This is a genomic window from Paenibacillus sp. P4_E11, from assembly GCF_056401635.1.
In genome coordinates this window covers 22,473-40,428 of sequence record NZ_JBFUIX010000015.1, presented here as the reverse complement: position 1 = coordinate 40,428, position 17,956 = coordinate 22,473, and the positions used below count along the sequence as shown (strand labels likewise).

13 protein-coding genes are annotated in these 17,956 nt (G+C 56.4%); 7 read left to right on the top strand and 6 right to left on the bottom strand.

Features of this window, described 5'->3' with window-relative positions; all coding sequences use genetic code 11:
- The first annotated feature begins 75 nt into the window (after positions 1–75).
- Positions 76–714, top strand: coding sequence for an SGNH/GDSL hydrolase family protein (locus AC1DWB_RS08725; protein WP_477540659.1), 639 nt, complete (start codon positions 76–78; stop codon positions 712–714).
- Positions 714–1,733 carry a glycoside hydrolase family protein gene (locus AC1DWB_RS08720; protein WP_477540658.1) on the top strand — a complete coding sequence of 340 codons (1,020 nt, stop codon included), beginning with the start codon at positions 714–716 and terminating at the stop codon, positions 1,731–1,733. The genes AC1DWB_RS08725 and AC1DWB_RS08720 overlap by 1 nt, the downstream gene beginning before the upstream one ends.
- Positions 1,734–2,554: 821 nt before the next feature.
- On the opposite strand, the gene AC1DWB_RS08715 is transcribed toward AC1DWB_RS08720, so the two are convergent.
- The 6 genes from AC1DWB_RS08715 to AC1DWB_RS08690 all read right to left on the bottom strand — a co-directional run bounded on the left by AC1DWB_RS08715 (position 2,555) and on the right by AC1DWB_RS08690 (position 9,725).
- The gene (locus AC1DWB_RS08715; protein WP_477540657.1) at positions 2,555–3,367 is read right to left on the bottom strand and encodes a response regulator transcription factor; all 813 of its coding nucleotides are present in this window, start codon (positions 3,365–3,367) and stop codon (positions 2,555–2,557) included.
- Positions 3,360–5,180 (bottom strand): sensor histidine kinase, encoded by a 1,821-nt coding sequence (locus AC1DWB_RS08710; protein ID WP_477540656.1) that lies wholly within the window; start codon positions 5,178–5,180, stop codon positions 3,360–3,362. Before AC1DWB_RS08710 ends, AC1DWB_RS08715 begins: the two co-directional genes overlap by 8 nt.
- A 19-nt stretch (positions 5,181–5,199) precedes the next feature.
- Positions 5,200–6,870 carry an extracellular solute-binding protein gene (locus AC1DWB_RS08705; RefSeq protein ID WP_477540655.1) on the bottom strand — a complete coding sequence of 557 codons (1,671 nt, stop codon included), beginning with the start codon at positions 6,868–6,870 and terminating at the stop codon, positions 5,200–5,202.
- Positions 6,871–6,937: 67 nt separating this feature from the next.
- Complete coding sequence (locus tag AC1DWB_RS08700; protein WP_477540654.1) at positions 6,938–7,918, bottom strand: DUF4838 domain-containing protein; 981 nt, start codon at positions 7,916–7,918, stop codon at positions 6,938–6,940.
- Positions 7,919–7,944: 26 nt separating this feature from the next.
- Positions 7,945–8,832 carry a carbohydrate ABC transporter permease gene (locus AC1DWB_RS08695; RefSeq protein WP_477540697.1) on the bottom strand — a complete coding sequence of 296 codons (888 nt, stop codon included), beginning with the start codon at positions 8,830–8,832 and terminating at the stop codon, positions 7,945–7,947.
- A gap of 29 nt (positions 8,833–8,861) precedes the next feature.
- Entirely contained in the window at positions 8,862–9,725 is an 864-nt protein-coding gene (locus AC1DWB_RS08690) for an ABC transporter permease (RefSeq protein WP_477540653.1), read from the bottom strand.
- A gap of 408 nt (positions 9,726–10,133) precedes the next feature.
- On the opposite strand from AC1DWB_RS08690, the gene AC1DWB_RS08685 reads away from it, so the two are divergent.
- From AC1DWB_RS08685 to AC1DWB_RS08665, 5 genes are all read left to right on the top strand, one after another.
- On the top strand, positions 10,134–12,401 hold the full coding sequence (locus tag AC1DWB_RS08685) for a helix-turn-helix domain-containing protein (protein ID WP_477540652.1): 2,268 nt from the start codon (positions 10,134–10,136) through the stop codon (positions 12,399–12,401).
- A gap of 146 nt (positions 12,402–12,547) precedes the next feature.
- Entirely contained in the window at positions 12,548–14,206 is a 1,659-nt protein-coding gene (locus tag AC1DWB_RS08680) for an extracellular solute-binding protein (RefSeq protein WP_477540651.1), read from the top strand.
- Positions 14,207–14,221: 15 nt separating this feature from the next.
- Positions 14,222–15,148: an ABC transporter permease gene (locus AC1DWB_RS08675; RefSeq protein ID WP_477540650.1), complete on the top strand. Its 927-nt coding sequence runs from the start codon at positions 14,222–14,224 to the stop codon at positions 15,146–15,148.
- Positions 15,149–15,162: 14 nt separating this feature from the next.
- Positions 15,163–16,041, top strand: coding sequence for a carbohydrate ABC transporter permease (locus AC1DWB_RS08670; RefSeq protein WP_477540649.1), 879 nt, complete (start codon positions 15,163–15,165; stop codon positions 16,039–16,041).
- Positions 16,038–17,930: a hypothetical protein gene (locus AC1DWB_RS08665; protein WP_477540648.1), complete on the top strand. Its 1,893-nt coding sequence runs from the start codon at positions 16,038–16,040 to the stop codon at positions 17,928–17,930. Before AC1DWB_RS08670 ends, AC1DWB_RS08665 begins: the two co-directional genes overlap by 4 nt.
- Positions 17,931–17,956: the final 26 nt, after the last annotated feature.

Genomic DNA, 17,956 nt, shown 5'->3' with positions numbered 1-17,956 from the left:
AGCTTGACCTATAAAATAACAATCAGATATGGAATGAACACACACACATGGGAGAACAGGGAGGAAGGTAGAAGCATGGGAACACGGATTCAGCAAGGAGACGTTGTATTATTTCAAGGGGATAGCATCACAGACGCGGGGCGCGTTCGGGACAACGGAAACGATCTGGGCAAAGGGTATGCTTTGATGACAGCCGGGCTGTTCGGAGCTAAGTATCCGGAGCACAAGGTGCAGTTTCTCAATCGCGGTATCAGTGGGAATCGAGTCGTTAACTTACAGGAACGCTGGCAAGAAGATTGCCTCGACTTGAAGCCGACGTGGGTATCGATTTACATCGGGATTAACGATACTTGGCGCCGTTATGACCGTCAGGACGAGACGACGGCTGCCCAATTCGAGAGCGGTTACAGGGATATCCTCAACAGGACGAAGGAGAAGCTGGATGCCAAGCTGATCTTGATCGAGCCGTTCGTGCTGCCGCACCCGGCAGACCGCAAGGGATGGAGAGAGGATCTTGATCCGAAGATTACCATCGTGCGTGAGCTGGCGAGGGAATACGGTGCGCTGCTAGTGCCGCTGGACGGACTGTTCGCAGCGGCTTCGATGCGCGCGGAGTCGAGCTATTGGGCACATGATGGCGTTCATCCGTCTCCAGCCGGTCACGCTCTTATTGCCCAAGCTTGGTTACAGACTGTTGAAGCAGGTAACCGTTGATGTTCAGCACATGGCAACCAGCACCAAGAAATGGCGGCTTCCGGATGGAAGTCTACTGGGTCTGGTGCGGTTCGGCAGTGAAAGGCGAGGACGGCCGCTACCATCTGTTCGCTTCGCGTTGGCCGAAGTCGCTGCCGATGCACCCAGGGTGGCTCGTCGCTTCGGAGGTTGTCCGAGCTGTGGCTGACCGACCGGAAGGTCCGTACGAATTTCAAGAGGTCGTCTTGCCTGCGCGTGGCGCGGAATATTGGGATGGACGCAGTACACATAACCCGCACATTGTGAAGCACAAGGATACGTACTTACTCTACTATATGGGGTCGTCCCATCCGCTTCCTGACCCGGTACCCGGCGATGGGTTCGGGCTGACCGATCCTCGAACCATCGTAGCGCGGGCCAGCAAGCGCATAGGTCTGGCGACTTCGACTAGCATCTTCGGGCCATGGAAGCGGCTGGACGAGCCCGTGCTGTCCACGCGCCCGGGCAAGTTCGACAGCTTCCTGACGTCGAATCCGGCTCCATGCGTACATGAGGACGGCTCCGTCCTATTGATCTACAAGGCGCGTCAATACGAAGGTAATACACATGGTCGTATGACGATAGGAGCGGCACATGCGCCGCATTATAATGGCCCTTACCGTGTACTGAGCGAAGAGCCGATCTTCCCGCCGGACCAGTTCCATCTGGAAGATCCGTTCATCTGGCGGTCCGAGGACGGCTACGAGCTGATCGCGAAGGACATGGACGGCAACGTGTGTGGCGAGAAGTACGGTGGCGTGCATGTCCGTTCCCGTGACGGGTTGCACTGGGAAGTCGCGGCCGAGCCGAAGGCGTACTCACGCCACATCCGGTGGGACGACGGCACCGAGCAGGTGCTCGGCAACATGGAGCGGCCGTTCCTGCTGTTCGACGAGCACGGCCGCCCGACCCATCTGTTCGCTGCGGTGTCGGACGGCAAGACTGGCTTCAGCGATGCTACGGAGACGTGGAACGCCGTGTTCCCGCTGGGGGAGAAGTAGAGTCTAATAAAAGCATCGAACTGAGGGGGATAAGACGCCCTCAGTCCGGTGCTTTTTTGCGCATATTTAGAATTTATAAGTTATTGGGTTCTGTAGGAAGACTGGAGGCTGTCCCCTTAGTTGCTTGCCTTGAAGGATGCAGGAAAGCTCGAATGAGTTGGATAAATAGGGTTCAGTCGCGATTGCTACTATTTAGAATGCGATTGTTGTTGTTGTTGTTGTTGTGCATCTCGTTTGAAAGAATCCTGCAAAAATACATGATTTTTGATCCGTTTGCATCCGAAAGTTCAATATTGTTGCGAAAGTGCAGCATTTTAGCTGCGGTTCGGTCGAAATCGAGATTTTGTCGATAAAATCCTGCACATTTACAGGATTTATTAAATTTGGACGGGGAGGGGGAGAAAATCCTGCACTTTTGCAGTATTCCGGAATGAGTAGATGCCAGTTGGAAAACGAAACTCCTAAAACGAAAGAAGAACAAGAGAGGGCAGGCAGATGGAGTGGAGAAGCGTCAGCGTCCGCCTTTGAAATTGGATTCCAACAGCGGTCGGAACCCATCTGCTTGCCCACCCGCGCGCTAACTGAACTCATCCAACTAAGGACCGTCCGGTGATCTTCTGGACGGTTTTTCTTAATCTGTCGTCGGAGGAGTGCCACTTAGCAGCCAAAAGTCGCCAACGCCCCAAAAACCGTCCGGCAAGAACCGGACGGTATACACTTCTTATCCCTTAATTCGCTTGCTCCGACCCAACTACCCCAGAGGTCGGGAGCCCCGGCGTGAATGTACTTCTTCCTCATACATATTCGTCTCCTCGTATAGGTCAACCCTTCCGATGCTGTTGAAGTTTGTATTCGCTGGGGTTCACCCCGGTATAGTGCTTGAACTTCGTATAAAACCAGTCCATGTCGTTGTACCCGACGGCACTGGCGATCTCATAGACTTTCAGATCCGTGCTATCCAGAAGCTGCTTGGCCTTCTCCATCCGGATGCGGAGCAAGTAGTCGTTGAACCCCATGCCGGTCTCAGCCTTGAACAGCTGGCCGAGATAGGCGGCATTCATATAGAGCTTCGAGGCCAGGCCGCGCATGCTGAGATTGTCGGCGTACCGCTGCTCGGCCCACTGCCTCACGACCGCTGCCGCTCGACCCGGCTGCGTCACCGGCATCGTCGCCGTCGACAACGCCTCGGGCTGCACCGGCACCTCGACGAGCCTCCCTGCGCGCTCCCTAGCCTCCAGCTGTTCCTGCCGCGAGCCGCTCCGACCAAGCAGCTCCTGCCGGAGCCGCTCCAGCATCTGCTCGACGTCGGCCGTCTCCGGCGGCTTCAGCAGATAATCCCGCACCCCGAGCTTCAGCGCGGTCCGGGCATCCTCGAATTCCTCGAAGCCGGTCATGATGACGATCGGTACATCCGAAGCGGCGCGAATCTCCGCGATCAGGCGCAATCCGTCCATCACCGGCATCCGAATGTCGGTGATGACGAGCGAGTAAGACCTGACCGAGAACATGTCGAGCGCCATCTGGCCGTTCGCCGCAACTCCTGCGATCGTGAAGCCGTACTGCTCCCAATTGACCGCGTATCGAATAGACTTGATCGCGCCGGGCTCATCGTCCACTAGCAGCACGTTATGCATCGTTCATCCGCTCCTTCTTGTAGGTCGAGTAAGTCGAGTGGGCCGAGTGGGTCGGCAGGAGGAGGGACACGGTCGTCCCCCGACCAGGCCGGCTCTCCAGGGAGACGCCGTAGGCCTCGCCGAAGCTCCGCAGCCGGTTGTGCACGTTCGCCAGCCCGATATGGCTAGAGTCGTCGGCTTGCTCGGCCCCGGCCTCTTCCTCCAGCAGCCGCAGCCGGATCGCCTCCAGCCGTTCCGGCGGGATGTCGGGGCCATCGTCTTCTACGAGCAGCCGCACCTGCGTATCGTCGACCTGCCAGCCTCGGATTGAGATGCACGTGCTCCCGGGATTGGGCTCTAGCGCATGGACGATGGCGTTCTCGACCAGAATCTGCAGGGCGAGCTTGGGGATCATATAGCGCTGCAAGTCGGCGTCCAGTTCGATCCGGTAAGTGAGACGGTCGGAGAAGCGGAACGACTGAATGCGCAAATAAGTGCCAACGATAACCAACTCTTCGGAGATCGGGATGAGCCGGCTGCTCTTGCCCAGCACATGGCGGAATGACCGGGCCAGCAGGCTGATGATCTCGGCGTTGTGCCGATCGCCGTTCTCCAGCAGGTTGCCCCGGATGGCATTCAGTGTGTTGTACAGATAGTGGGGATTGATCTGGGTTTGCAGGGCGTACAGCTCCGATTCCTTCGTCTTTAGCGCGAGCTCCTTGCGCGCTAGCTCGGATTCGAACACCTCGCCGATCAGCCGCTGCATGCGCAGCACCATGCCGTTGAACATGTGGCCCAGATGACTGACCTCATCGCGGCCGCGCACGACGGCGATCGGTTGCAGATGGTCCATGTCGGTGCTCCGCAGCTTGGCGGACAGCTGCCGCAGCCGCTTGGTCAGCCCGGCTGCCGTAATATAATTGACGATCAGGAACACGAGAAGCGTCAGCACAAACAGCAGAATAGCCGTCGTGCGGATGTCCTGCGTCTGCTTCACCAACTCGTTCAACGGGAGGAGGGAGACGATCTGCATGTTCATGACGCTTGAGCGGGAATCGAGCGTACGGTTGGTGAGCAGGTAGTCCTGCTTGTTGTGCCGGACTACTTTGGAATCGTTTACATCCCGGAGGTCGCCGTAAAACCAATATCCGCTGGCCAGCGCAGGTACCGGCTCGCCCAACAAGCGTTGTAAGACGATATTCCCGTTTGGCATGAAGATGTAGAACTGGTGCTGGCCACTTTCCTTCTTCACCAGATCCTGGATTATCCCGGTACTGACCGCCACTTCCGCGAAGAGGCAAGAGGAGGTGTTCAACTGATTCAGCCGCTGGATCAGCCGGAGCTGCCGTTCTCCGTTCGGAGCGACCACCACGCTCCAACTGCGCAGTTGCGCCGTGGCCACGCCTCCGGACAGGCAAGTCCCGGCCGCTGCATGATCGGGCATGGCCTCGAGCGGCTTGATGCTTCCGATCTGGAACGAGTCGTTGTTCGTATATAAAGTCAACCCCTTCATTTCTTTGAACGATTGGATGGCGGTGAGCTTCGGGACGATTGATTCGAAGTAATCCTTATGAGCCTCCGGGAAGGAGGTGTACCGCTTCAGCATCAGATCCTGCAGCAAAATATCGGTATACAAGGAGTCGGCGATCTGCTCGTAAGACTTCAAGGCATTGTCTACGTTCTCGGAGATCTGGGACAACGAGTAGCCCGTATTTTCCTTCGATTTTTTGAGAATGACGCCTCTTCCATAATGATCCAGATAAAACGTGAGGGAAGCGATCAAGAGTATCACCACCACACCGTTCGTCAGAAACAGTTTAGTCCGGATATTCATGCCGCTTCCCCCAGGTGTCTTATTTTTTGTTAAACATCGGCCCATAGCCGGCTACAAATTTTTTCCACTTCGCCGTATAAGCTTCCTCGATTTTCTTGGCGTTTTCCTTCTCCACTTGGGCACTAAAATCGGTCCACAGCTTGTTGAACTCGGCTTCGGTCTTGGCGAAAATCATCTTCGGCGATTCCTTAAGCCACAGCTGCTCAATCCGTTTCATGTCGGCCCGATACTCCTCGATGTCTCCCATCTGACCCAGCGTAGCCGGAATGTACTGCAGGCTTGGGAGGAAATCGGCCCATACTTCCTTGCCGTACTTGCCCAGCACTTCCTTCGTCCGGGGATCGAAGGCGCTCTTGACCGATTCCTTGGTCGTCGGAGTGGCATAATCGCCGTCTGCGAGCTTCGTCCCGTGATTGAAGTAGATCGAGGTGCCATAGAACGGAGAGACGGTTTCCTTCCAGATCAGATCCGGGTTCGCGGTTTTCTGCTTGTTGAATTCGGCGGTGACGGTGCGTTTGCCGTCTTTCTTCTCATAGTGCTTGCCTTCGATGCCCCAGTTAATGAGGAGCTGGGCTTCGTCAGTGAAGAGGTAGTCGAGCAGCCGGATGACTTCTTCGGGGTGCTTGGACTTTTTGGAGACGACCCAGTTCCAGTTCGACCGCGTTTTGAGCGACATGAACGCTTGGTTCGGAAGCTTCTCATCCGTCAGCAGCGGGAAATAGGCGTACATGTGCTCGAAATCTCCTGCCGCCCGCATTGGCTTCTCAACCTCGGGCTGTACCCACCAGCTCGGGAAGAATCCGGCCAGCACGCGATCGTCGATCACTTTTTTCGACATCGTATCGTTTTTCAACGTGAAAAATTCTTTATCCAGCATATCCGCATTGTACAGCTTGTTCAAGAATTTGTGATACTCTTTTACGGCGTCGGAAGTGTACAGCAGCTTCGTATTGTTGTTCGAATCGATGACGAAGCTGCCGTGACTCGTGAGTCCGGCCGATTCCACGGACGGCGTCAGCATATTCTCTGCTCCATTCCCCGAATAGCTGAAACCGGAGAAGGGAACGACCGGTTTGCCGTCCGTCGTTGGATGCGCCTTGTAATAGGCCTGGAGCACGTCGAACAGCTGGTCGAGTGTCTTCAACTGCGGATAGCCCGCCTCCTTCAGCACGTCGTAGCGGACGGCAAAGTTGCCCTGAAGTGTAGGTGATTGCTCCGTAGAAGTTCGAGGTACGTACAGAGAATAAATGTGGCCGTCCTCATCCTTCAGCAGGTCGAAATAGTCGCCGTACGCCTTCTTGATGTTCGGGCCGTACTTCTCGATTAGCCCCTCCAGCGGGAGAAGCGCGCCTGCGCTCGCGTACTTCGCGATATAATCCGGCTTCAGCACGAACGTGTCCGCCGGGTAGTCGCCGGAGGCGAGCCACAGGTCGAATTTCTGGTTCCGGTCGCCGGTCACGGTGATCAGGTCGAACTTCACGTTCGCCTTCTTGGCCAGCTCCTGCATGACCGGGTTGTTCGGGTCTAAATTCGGGTACATGCTCCCGAGTTGGATGGTGACCGGTTCTTTGGGCGCATTCGCGCTTGCGGTCTCGTTTGTCGCGGGGGCTTTCTCCGTACCGGAGGAGCACCCGGCGACGACGGTGAGCGCCAGAATGGCGCTCATGAGTCCTGCTGTGAGCTTCTTCAAGTTCAACACCCTCTCAATCTGTCTATTATATCACGGGCAATGCCCATAGATATCGGTAGTACCGGAGTCAGGTCTGCTCGGCGAGCAGGCGGCCGTAATCGGCTACGGGCGGCGTGCCGTGAGCGGCGAAATACGCTTCGTCCATGAAGACGGCAAAGCTCGTAATCGAGCGGAAGCCTAGACCGCGATAAAAGGCGATATCCCGCTTCACGGAGTCAGCCTCCCAAACGATCGGACGGACCGGCTTGCGCCAGCGGGAGTGGAAGGAGACGTCGAGCCAATATTCGAGCACCTGGGCGTCTTTGACCCCGAACAGCTCCACGTTGCGGGCGACCGCGCGCTGATACTTCTCCGAGGTGGAGATCGGGAGCGGGTGCTCCTCCTTCATCTGGTGAATGGCCGGCCCGGCAATTTCCAGGAAGACGCCTGGACTCGGCGCCACCTTCGCCGGCGGATTCTCCAGTGTCTCGGCGTACGCCAGATAGGCGAGCTTCGTATCCGGCGCTTCCTGCCGTAGGGCTTCCAGCAAGGCATTCATAACGAGCAGCGTCTGCTCGCTGTCGGAATACACCCGGCAGGCTTTGCAGCGGCACCAGGATTTGTTGTCATCCTGCCACAAGTAATATCGCCCGCTCGTTGGACGGAGCAGCCGGGCGAGCAGCACCGCCCGGGTGGCCGCCTCCGCGAGTGCCTCGACATTCGAGGGGCAGAAGTTGTCCTTCGGCGTCCGCTCGCCGGCCTCGTTCATTCGGAACCACTCCGGATGCTCGTCATAGTGGTGCCGGGGCAAAAGCCAGCTCATCGCATGGAGCTCGAATTCAAGCTCGATGCCTGCTTCGTCCAGCGTATTCCGCAGTCTCCCCCCGGCAGGCGTCTCGAAAAAGCGGATCATTCGTTCGATTTTCTCATGAAACGCATTGTCCCCATCCCAGTTGTGGAGCCCGAGCACATTAATGCCCGCCTCATGCAGCAGGGGAAGCCAGCCGTCGTGCCAATCGTCCAGATCGAGGATGAGTCCTCTTCGTTCAGGCAAATGCTTGAAATTCATAGGCAGGTTCCTTTCTTTGAAATCTGTTACTCCTTGATGGCGCCCAGGGTCATGCCCCGGATAAAATACTTTTGCATGAACGGATAGACGAGCAGGATTGGGGCCGTCACCACGATGGTCATCGTCGCCCGGATCGACTGCGGCGTCGTGAGCCGCATCATTTCGGGATCGTCCATGCTCCCGCCTGCGGTCGCCTGCTGGGACGTCTGCAGCAGGATCTTCATCAGCTCATACTGGAGGAGCGTCAGCCGCTCGCTCGTATTGAACAGGAAGTTGTCGATCCAGGCGTTCCAGTGGCTGACCGAGATGAACAGCGTGATGGTCGCGATGACCGGCATGCTGACCGGGATCACGATGCGGAACAGTGTCTGGATCTCATTGGCCCCGTCCAGCTTGGCCGATTCGATCAGTCCAGCAGGGAGCTGGTCGAAGAAGCTGCGTACGATCATGACGTTGAACGCCCCGATCATGCCAGGGATGATGTACACGAGAAATGTGTTCGTCAGCCCCAGCTGCTTTACCAGCAAGTAATAAGGGATAAGCCCGCCGTTCACGTACATGCTGATGACCAGGATGAGATTCAGCGGCTTGCGCAGCAAATATTCTCGGCGGCTCAGCGTATAGGCGACCATGATCGTGGCAGTCAGGGCGAGCAATGTCCCGAGAAGGGTCCGGACCACCGAGAGCCAGACGGCGGAGAACAGCCGCGGATTCTGGAAGATGACCTCGTAGTTGTTCCATGTGAACCGCCGGGGGAACAGATAGATGCCGCCCCGCAACGTGTCCATGGATTCATTGAGCGAGATGGCGAACAGGTTCACGAAGGGATACAACGTGGCCACTCCGATAAGTGCCAGCAGCAACGCATTCGCGGTATGGAAGACGAGGCCGCTAGCCGTGATACGTTCTCTCAGTTGGTTCACCTCCTAGCGAGCGAGTTGGGTTATAGAACATGGGACTGGCCCATCCGCTTGGCGATCGTATTGACCAGGAGGACCAGGGTGATGCTTACGACTGATTTGAACATGCTGATCGTGACTGCGTACGAGTAATCACCGATGGAGAGAGCGTAGTCCAAGGCGTACAGGTCCAGCACTTTCGAATATTCGATCACGAGGCTGTTGCCTAACAGCATCTGCGATTCATACCCGGTGGCGACCAAGTAGCCGGTGGCGAGGATGAGCAGCATGACCGCGGTCGGGATAATGGAAGGGAACGAGATGTGGATCATTTTCTTGAACCGGCCGGCTCCATCCACCTCCGCCGCTTCATACAATTCCGGGTTCACGCCGGTCAGCACGGCTAAGTAAATGATCGTGCTCCATCCGAGCTCCTTCCACAACGAAGCGAACGTGTGAATCCACCAGAACCACTTTTCCTTGGCCAGGAAGTAGAACGGTTCGTCGATCAGGCCTAGGAACATCAGCAGCTGGTTCAGCGGTCCGTTGTCCGGCGATAGGAGGAAGATCACAATGTTCGAGATGACCACCCACGACACGAAGTGCGGGATGTACGAGATCGTCTGGATCACCCGCTTGAACAGCGAGAAGCGGACTTCGTTCAGCAGCAGCGCGAAGCCGATCGCGCACACGAAGCTGGTGACGAGGCTCATCGAGCTCATGGCGAGCGTATTGCGCAGGGCGATGTAGAACTGGTCGTCGCCGAATAGCTTGGTGAATTGATCGAAGCCTACGAACGGGCTGCCCCAGATTCCCTTGGGGATTGAATACTTCTGGAAGGCCATGATCCATCCCCAGAGCGGGAAGAAGCTGAAGACGATCAGCACTCCGATGAAGGGGACGGACATCAGGATCAGTTGGTACTGTGAGGCGAGCTGCCGGAACCATCTCGATGGCCGCCCCGGTACAGGCTGCTTCGCCGCACTTGCAAGCGTTTGCGTTTTCTCTATGGCGTTGTTCCCCCCTCTTGGTTGTTAGTTTCAGTATAAGAATAGGAGGGGCGAGGGCCTATCCGGGGAGTTATGGGGGAGTACCGGGGAAGTTGCAGGTGTTAGGAGGATGACCTGTGGGATCCAGGTTTACTGCCCACTATAGAAGGAGGCCGACCTAAGGGTTAAAGTATAGGTTCTCAAGGTCGGGTATACAGATTTAACATCGAGTCTCCTTACTCTTTGCACTAGTCCCTGTGCCTGCTATAGTTATACCAAAACCCTTCATCCCAACTAGAGGTGGTCAATCTGCTGCGCAGAAGAAGCGTGTTTGTCACAATTATAGTCTCGTACTTGTTCATCCTGATCGTTCCGACACTAGCAGGGGGAGCCGGCTACCGAATCTTAGAGAGTACGTTGGTCCGCAACGTGAACAGAGCGAACTTCGGCATGTTGGAGCAAGTCCAGCAATTGGTGGACAGCCGGATTCAGGAGGTCAGCCGCATCAGTCTACAGCTGTCGCTGAATCCGAATGTAACATGGCTGCTTCATAACAGCGACCGGTCGCACGGCGATGCCCAGCTGCATGCGGTAGCGCTGATGAAAGAGATGGGCAACTTCATTAATGTAAGCACTTTCACGGACTCGCTGTTCCTGTATTTCCGCGACCGGCAGATAATCCTGACCCCGACGCACCAATCCGATCCGCAGCTATATTTCAAGCGGATCCAGTCCTTCCGACAAGTGGACATGCCTCAGGTACTGGCGAAGCCCCAATCCCAATCGTTCACGATGCAGGAGCTGACGGAGAACGACACCTCGCGGAAGGTGCTCACGTACATCCAGTCGCTCCCTCTAGATGAAGGGATCAGCCCGAAGGGGGCGATCGTCATCCTCATTCAGGAGCAGAAGATGCTGGAGCTGTTGCAGCGCATCGACTGGGAGGGGAAGAGCTCGAACTTTATCCTCGACCAATCCGGTCAAGTCTTGGTAGCTACTGGAGAGCGGTCGGAAGCCGCCCAATCGGTGCTTCCGGAGCTGACGACCGACAGCGGCTCGTTCGCCTGGGAGGAACAAGGGGACAATTTGCTGGTCTCGTACACGACCGGAGAGAACGGTTGGAAATACGTCACCGTGGTCCCGAACGACATCGTCATGCAGCCTATTCAGCGTGTCCAGACACTGTTCCTGCTGCTGCTCTTCTTGGGGGTTGGGGCCGGACTCGTGATCGCTTGCGTCATGGCCTACCGCAACTACAGGCCGATCCAGGACATGCTGCGAACGATTCAGAAGCGCCACGCACTCTCCGGTCTCGAGAAGCGCAATGAATATGAAGTGATCAGCAGTACGCTGCTGCAAGCGTTCGAGGAGGAGCAGTCGCTGAAGAAGACGCTGGAGAAACAGGCGCCGCTCATCCAATCGAATTTCATCGGCCGGCTGATCAAGGGCAACGTAGACATCGCCTCCCTCGACCAAGCGTCGCTCGATTTCATGAACGTACGTCTGGACCAGCATTCCTACCGCGTCATTCTCGTTCAGATCGAGGACGGATCGGAACACAGGATTGCGGGAAGCGAGCAGGAGCTGACGCTCGTCCGGTTCCTCCTGACCAATCTGAGTATCGAGCGGCTGCAAGGACGCGGCTACGTCGTCGAGCTGGAGCGGGATCGGCTCGCGATCCTCGAATTCCTGGGAGAAGAGCCAGGTATGGGCAAGGACGACTGGATCCACGAGCTCAAGGGTCAGGCGGAAGCGCAGCTGCAGCTAAGCCTGACGCTTGCCGTCGGGCTCGTTCAGGAGAAACTGGAGCACATCTGGCGCAGCTATCTCGACTCCTTGGTTGCGCTGGAGCGCAGAGTAGTGATCGGCGGCGATGCCGTAATCTTCCATGAGCCTCATAGCAGCAAGGGCCCGGTGTTCCATTATCCGATCGAATTCGAAGTGCAGCTGATGAACTATGCGAAGACGGGCGACTACGAAAGTGCGGTACACGTCCTGACGCAGGTATATGAAGCGAATTTCACAGCGAATGAGGGCATAACCCCAGAGATGACGCGGTTCCTGTTCATGGAACTGCTAGGCTCGCTGTTGAAGGTGAAGCACGCTACCGTTCCCGCAGAGGAGATCCCACCGGAGCTGGCAGATCCGGTCGCTTTTTTCGCCCATCATCACACGGCTCCGGAAATGCTTAATCAGGTGAAACATCTACTCCGTGAACTATGCAAGTCTGCTAAGATTACGCGTACCGACACGAATGAACGGCTGTACACCGGGATCCGTTCGTTCATCGCCACGAACTATCAGGACGGGAATCTCAGTCTGGTGATGATCGCCGACCAATTCGGTATTACGCCGCCATACTTATCTGCTTTTTTCAAAAAATACGGCCAAATCAACTTATCCGACTATATTGCCGAATACCGGGTGGAGCAGGCGAAGGTGATGCTGATCGAGCACGAGCTGACGGTCGGAGAGATATCCCGCAGGGTCGGCTACTCCAACCATATCGGCTTCGGCCGCGTGTTCAAGAAGCTGGAGGGCATCACACCCAGTCAGTACAGGGAGCTGCACCAGAGATCCATGCCTGGAAGTTAAGAAACGTTACTTGATCATAAATCCGTATACCGTCCTACCTTAAGTTCGGTTGCTGCATCACGTGAATAGACGCTGTTCCAGAGGGGTTGCCCTTCGTTATGATCAGAGCGTAATTCGATCGACACCACAAAAGGGAGGCAACATCCATGCCCAACAACCGCAACCGTTTTAGAAACCGCTTTACTAGGAGAACCGCCATCAGCTTGGTCGCCACATCCGTGCTGGCGGGTACTGCTCTGGCCGGGTGCAGCAGCACCAACACCGAGAAGCCCAAGGATGCGGCTGGCACAGCAAACCCCAGCCCGGCTGCGACTGTAAGCGCCGTCAAGTACCCGGCTAGCTTCACGTATTGGGTCGGGATGACCGCCAACGTCTCGGCAACCATGAAGAACTTCAGCGAGATGGGTGTCTACAAGGAAATGGAGAAAATTACGGGAACGAAGGTGGAATTCCAGCATCCGCCGGTCGGCCAGGACAAGGAGCAATTCAATCTACTGTTAGCATCGGGCAAGCTGCCGGACGTCATCGAATACCCTTGGAGCACCTCGCCGAAGGGACCGGATAACGCGATTAAAGAAAAGCGCATCCTTCGCTTGAACGACTTGATCGAGAAGAACGCCCCGAATCTGACCAAGTACCTGAACGACAACCCGGACGTCAAGCGGCTCATCGCGACTGACGAGGGCAATATCTACGTGATGCCTTATATCACCCCGGATGAATCTGTGCGTGTCTTCAACGGACCGGCGATTCGCCAGGACTGGCTCGACAAGCTCGGCCTCACAGTGCCAACGACCTTGAAAGAGTGGGAGCAGGTGCTAACGGCCTTCCGCGACCGCGATCCGAACGGCAACGGCAAGAAGGATGACATCCCGCTGTTGTATGATCCGAAGGTGATGGATTTCGGGCACGCCTTTATCGGAGCGTACGGGATTACGAGCAGCTTTTACAACGAGGGGGGCAAGGTCAAGTTCGGGCCGATCGAGCCGCAGTTCAAGGATTTCCTGATACTGATGAGCCGCTGGTACAAGGACGGACTGATCGATAAGGACTATGCCACGGTCGACCAGAAGCTGAAGGACGCCAAGATTACGGAAGGTTTGGTCGGCGCCATGGCGATGAACATCGGCTATGGAATAGGTACCTACACGACGACCGTGCAGAAGCTCGATCCGAAGTTCAAGCTGGTCGGAGCCCCGTACCCTTCTCTCGAGGCTGGCGGCAAGTCGATTGGTCAGATGGACAGCGCTTTCTTGGGACGTGGCGCGGCAATTAGTGCCGAGGCGAAGAACCCGGAGCAGATCGTCAAGTGGCTCGATTACGCCTATAGCCCAGCCGGCAGCCTGCTGTTCAATTTCGGCACGGAGAACGTGAGCTACAAGCTGGAGAACGGCAATCCGAAGCTGACTGAGCTCGTGACGAACAACCCGGAGAAGCTAAGCCTGGCCTCGGCGATGACGAAGTATTCCCGCAGCACCTTCTCGGGGCCGTATGTGTATGACAAGCGGTTCGCCGATCAATATACGCTCACGATGCAGGAACAGAGACAAGCCGTTGAGGTATGGAAGAAAGCTGATCATACGAAGCTATTGCCACCAATCTCGCAGACCGCCGAGGAGAGCACCAAGCTGGCTTCCGCGATGACCGACATCAATACGTACTACCAGGAGATGTTCAACAAATTCATCATGGGCGTGGAGCCCATCGCGAACTTCGACAAGTACGTGGAGACGATGAAGAAGATGGGTATTGAAGAGGTGATTAAGCTGAAGCAGGCGGCGCTGGACCGCTATAACAAACGATAAACGGTGACCTCTAAGATGCTACAGGACAAGAACAGCTACGTGAACCGTCTCCTGCGGGATTTTCGCATCAACCGCTATGTGTATCTCATGCTCCTTCCGGTCGTGGCGTACTACTTCCTGTTCCATTACGCGCCGATGTACGGTGTACAGATCGCGTTTAAGGACTATTCGCCGTCCTCCGGTTTCTGGGGCAGTCCCTGGGTCGGCTTCCGCCACTTCACGGATTTCTTCGACAGTTTCTACTTCTGGCGGATCGTTCGCAACACGCTGCTCCTGAGCCTGTATGAGCTACTGTTCGCATTCCCGTCGGCCATCGTGTTGGCGCTGCTGCTCAATGAGGTGCGTCACAACTCGTTCAAGCGTTGGGTGCAGACGATCACTTATTTGCCGCATTTCATCTCGATTGTGATCATCGCCGGGATGCTCGTGGATTTCCTGGCGCGGGACGGGTTGATCAATCAAGTACTGGCCGCGTTCGGCATGGAGCCGATTCCGTTCCTGAGCTTGCCGGAGTGGTTCCGGTCGATCTATATCAGTTCGGGCATTTGGCAAAATGTCGGGTGGGGCTCGATCATCTATTTGGCTGCCATCACGAATATCGATCCCTCGCTCTATGAAGCCGCCAAGGTCGATGGAGCCGGGCGGTGGTTGCAAACGTTCTATATCACGATCCCGGGAATGATGCCTACGGTTATTATTATGCTCATTCTGCAATTCGGCAGTTTCATGGCGGTCGGCACGGATAAGATTCTGCTACTATACAACCCGCTGTTGTATGAATCGGCAGACGTTATCGGTACATACGTGTACCGCAAGGGGATTCTTGAATCGGACTTCAGCTATAGCACCGCCATCGGTCTGTTCAACTCGGTCATCAACTTCGCGTTGCTCGTACTTGCGAACTATGTGAGCCGGAAGAAGACCGACTCTAGATTATGGTAACGGAGGGGCCACACATGAGAAATCGTACACTAGGCGAGCGCCTCTTCGATAGCAGCAACCATACTTTCTTGATGGTGCTATGTCTGTTGACCGCTTACCCGTTCCTATACGTGCTGTTCGCCTCGTTCAGCGATCCTGCGAAGATCATGTCCACGCGTGGTCTGATCTTCTACCCGCAGGGATTCAGCCTGGAAGCGTACCGGCTCGTCTTCTCGAACCCGATGATCGTGGTCGGATATGCCAACACGCTCTTCTATGTGATCATCGGGACGACGTTCAACCTACTCATGACCTCGTTCGGGGCTTATGCCCTTTCACGAAGGGGGCTGATGCTGAGCAATCCGATCATGATGGGCATCGTATTCACGATGTTCTTCAGCGGAGGGCTTATCCCCAATTATTTATTGATCAGCGAGCTGGGGATGCTGAATACGCGCTGGGCGCTCATTATTCCAGGTGCGATTAGCACCTACAACCTCATCATCATGCGCACATCGTTCCAGGGCATTCCTGTGAGTCTGGAGGAGTCCGCGAAGATCGATGGGGCGAATGACTTCACCGTTCTGTTCCGCATCATCCTACCACTCTCGCTGCCGATTATGGCCGTCATGGTATTGTTCTATGGCGTGAGCCACTGGAATGCCTGGTTCAACGCGTTGATCTACTTGCGGGACCGCGACCTGTATCCGCTGCAGCTGGTGCTTCGGGAGATTCTCATTACGAACAGCATCGATACGATGACGGCGGGTGTGGGCGATACAGACAAGGGGCTGGTGTCCGAGACAATTAAGTACGCCGCGATTATTATCGCGACTATTCCCGTGCTCTTCTTATACCCGTTCCTGCAAAAATATTTCGTCAAAGGCGTCATGATCGGAGCGGTGAAGGAATGATCCAGGCGGTGAAGCAGACCGACGAGGATCTCGTGGAGATCCAGTTCGACCCGCGACCGGACTATGTAGCCTGTCAAGTCGCCTACAGCCTCGACGGAGCGCCTTGGGTGTGGGCCAGCCTGTACCCGGACTTGGTACCGGAGACGGTACTGAACGGCTGCGACTTCCTGTGGGAACAGGCGCAGACGCAAGGGACGTTGCGGCTTCAGGGACGAGAGAACCTATGTTGTTATTGGAATCCTTATCTGAACGTCGCCTTTGCGACGGGTTCCGTCCGGCTGAAGGTAAGCTTCTTAACGGAAGCAGGATGTTATGAGGATGAAGCTACGATAGAGCTGAAGCCGCCTCGCTGCGTGTATCTGTATGATTGGAACGCTTACGCTGGTGCGGCGGATGATGCTGACATCATGAAATCGAGTCGTTGGGACGTTATCCCGGGGCCAGTCGGGACGATGGTCGGGCTGAAGGCGAAGCGCGGGGTCCCACCGCTCCTGGTACCTCTGCCTGTCAGGGGTAGGTATCAAATCATCTTCGGAGTAGCTAGAGGTGGGCTGCGTTGCCTGGCTAAACTTGGAGATGAGCCGTACGCGCGCATCATGGCCAATGGAAGCCGCTATCAAGGTGCTCCTGAAGGCAAGGCGAACGTAGAGCTAGTCTGGCAAGAGGCGGAACTAGGCCCGGATTACAGCCTGGAGCTCTCTCAGCTGAAAGAGACGGTCGAGGGCCATGAGTCGTTCGGTTGGTTGTCTTACATCAAGCTCGTGCCTTGCACGACTATCGACAGAAGCGAGAGCGTGCGGGAGGAAGGAAACAGTGCGGTTGTGGGAGTGGATGCCAATCAGAATGCGTGTGCAGATGCAGGTGTTGATGCGAAAGCTTCTGCACCTGCACCTGCAAATGCATCTGCACTTCCGACTGAAGGATTGCTGCACGATCTCGACGTGATCCTGTACTACGAGCCATACAGCTACGCCCTGCACGGCATTCACACGCCGGAGCAGCTGAACGGCATCATGCTCGAGGAATTCCTGCGGGCGCGGCCGCAGGAGATCGCCTGCTCGACGGTACGCGTCGGCATGAAGGCGATGCACCGCAGCCGCTTCCTCGAGACGGTGGATACGGCAGCCGTGACCGACGACAATACGACGACCTCCGATCCCGTGAAGCTGGCGGCGAGTGGCGATGTGCTGGCGGAGACGATCTGCTACGCCTCCGGTCGGGATGTCCGGCTCACCGCTTGCGTCGGGATGAACCGACCCTACCTGTGGAACCCGGTGTTGTCCGAGCGGTTCACCCGGGAGCATCCGTCCTATGTGGTGGACGGCGACTTCGACTACCGCGTCCCGGAAGTGCGCGGCTATGCGTTACGCATCCTCGAGGAGCTCGTCTGCGACTATGACACAGACGGACTCGTCCTCGACTACATGCGGCATTACCGCAATCAGACGGTGGACACGCTCGTCGAAGTGATCCGCGGGGCCCGCAGACTGCTCACGGAGCGGGCGCGGCGCGACGGCCGTCGGCGGGAGCTGAAGGTCCGGGTGCCGGCCGACCAGCTCCATTACTACGACGCGCTACGTATTTGCGTCGCGACGGGCGATGTGGACGGGATCATCCCGTCCAATCTGTTGACAACCCTGCCACTGCCGCCGGTCGAGCACTACGTGGCCTTGTGCCGCGGCACCGGGGTGCGGGTGTACGGCTGCATCGATGGCTGGAAGTGGAAGTCAGCCTCCAACCCGCGGTCGGGCGCTATGACCCTGCATCATACACCGCAGGATGTGCGGGACGCCGTCCGGTCTTACCGGGAACGGGGTGTGGGCGGGATCTTCTTCTACCAGGGGGACCAGTTCACGGGAAATCCTTATCTGGAGAAGCTGTTTCATTAGATGAATGGCAAGCACAAGCAAGCACC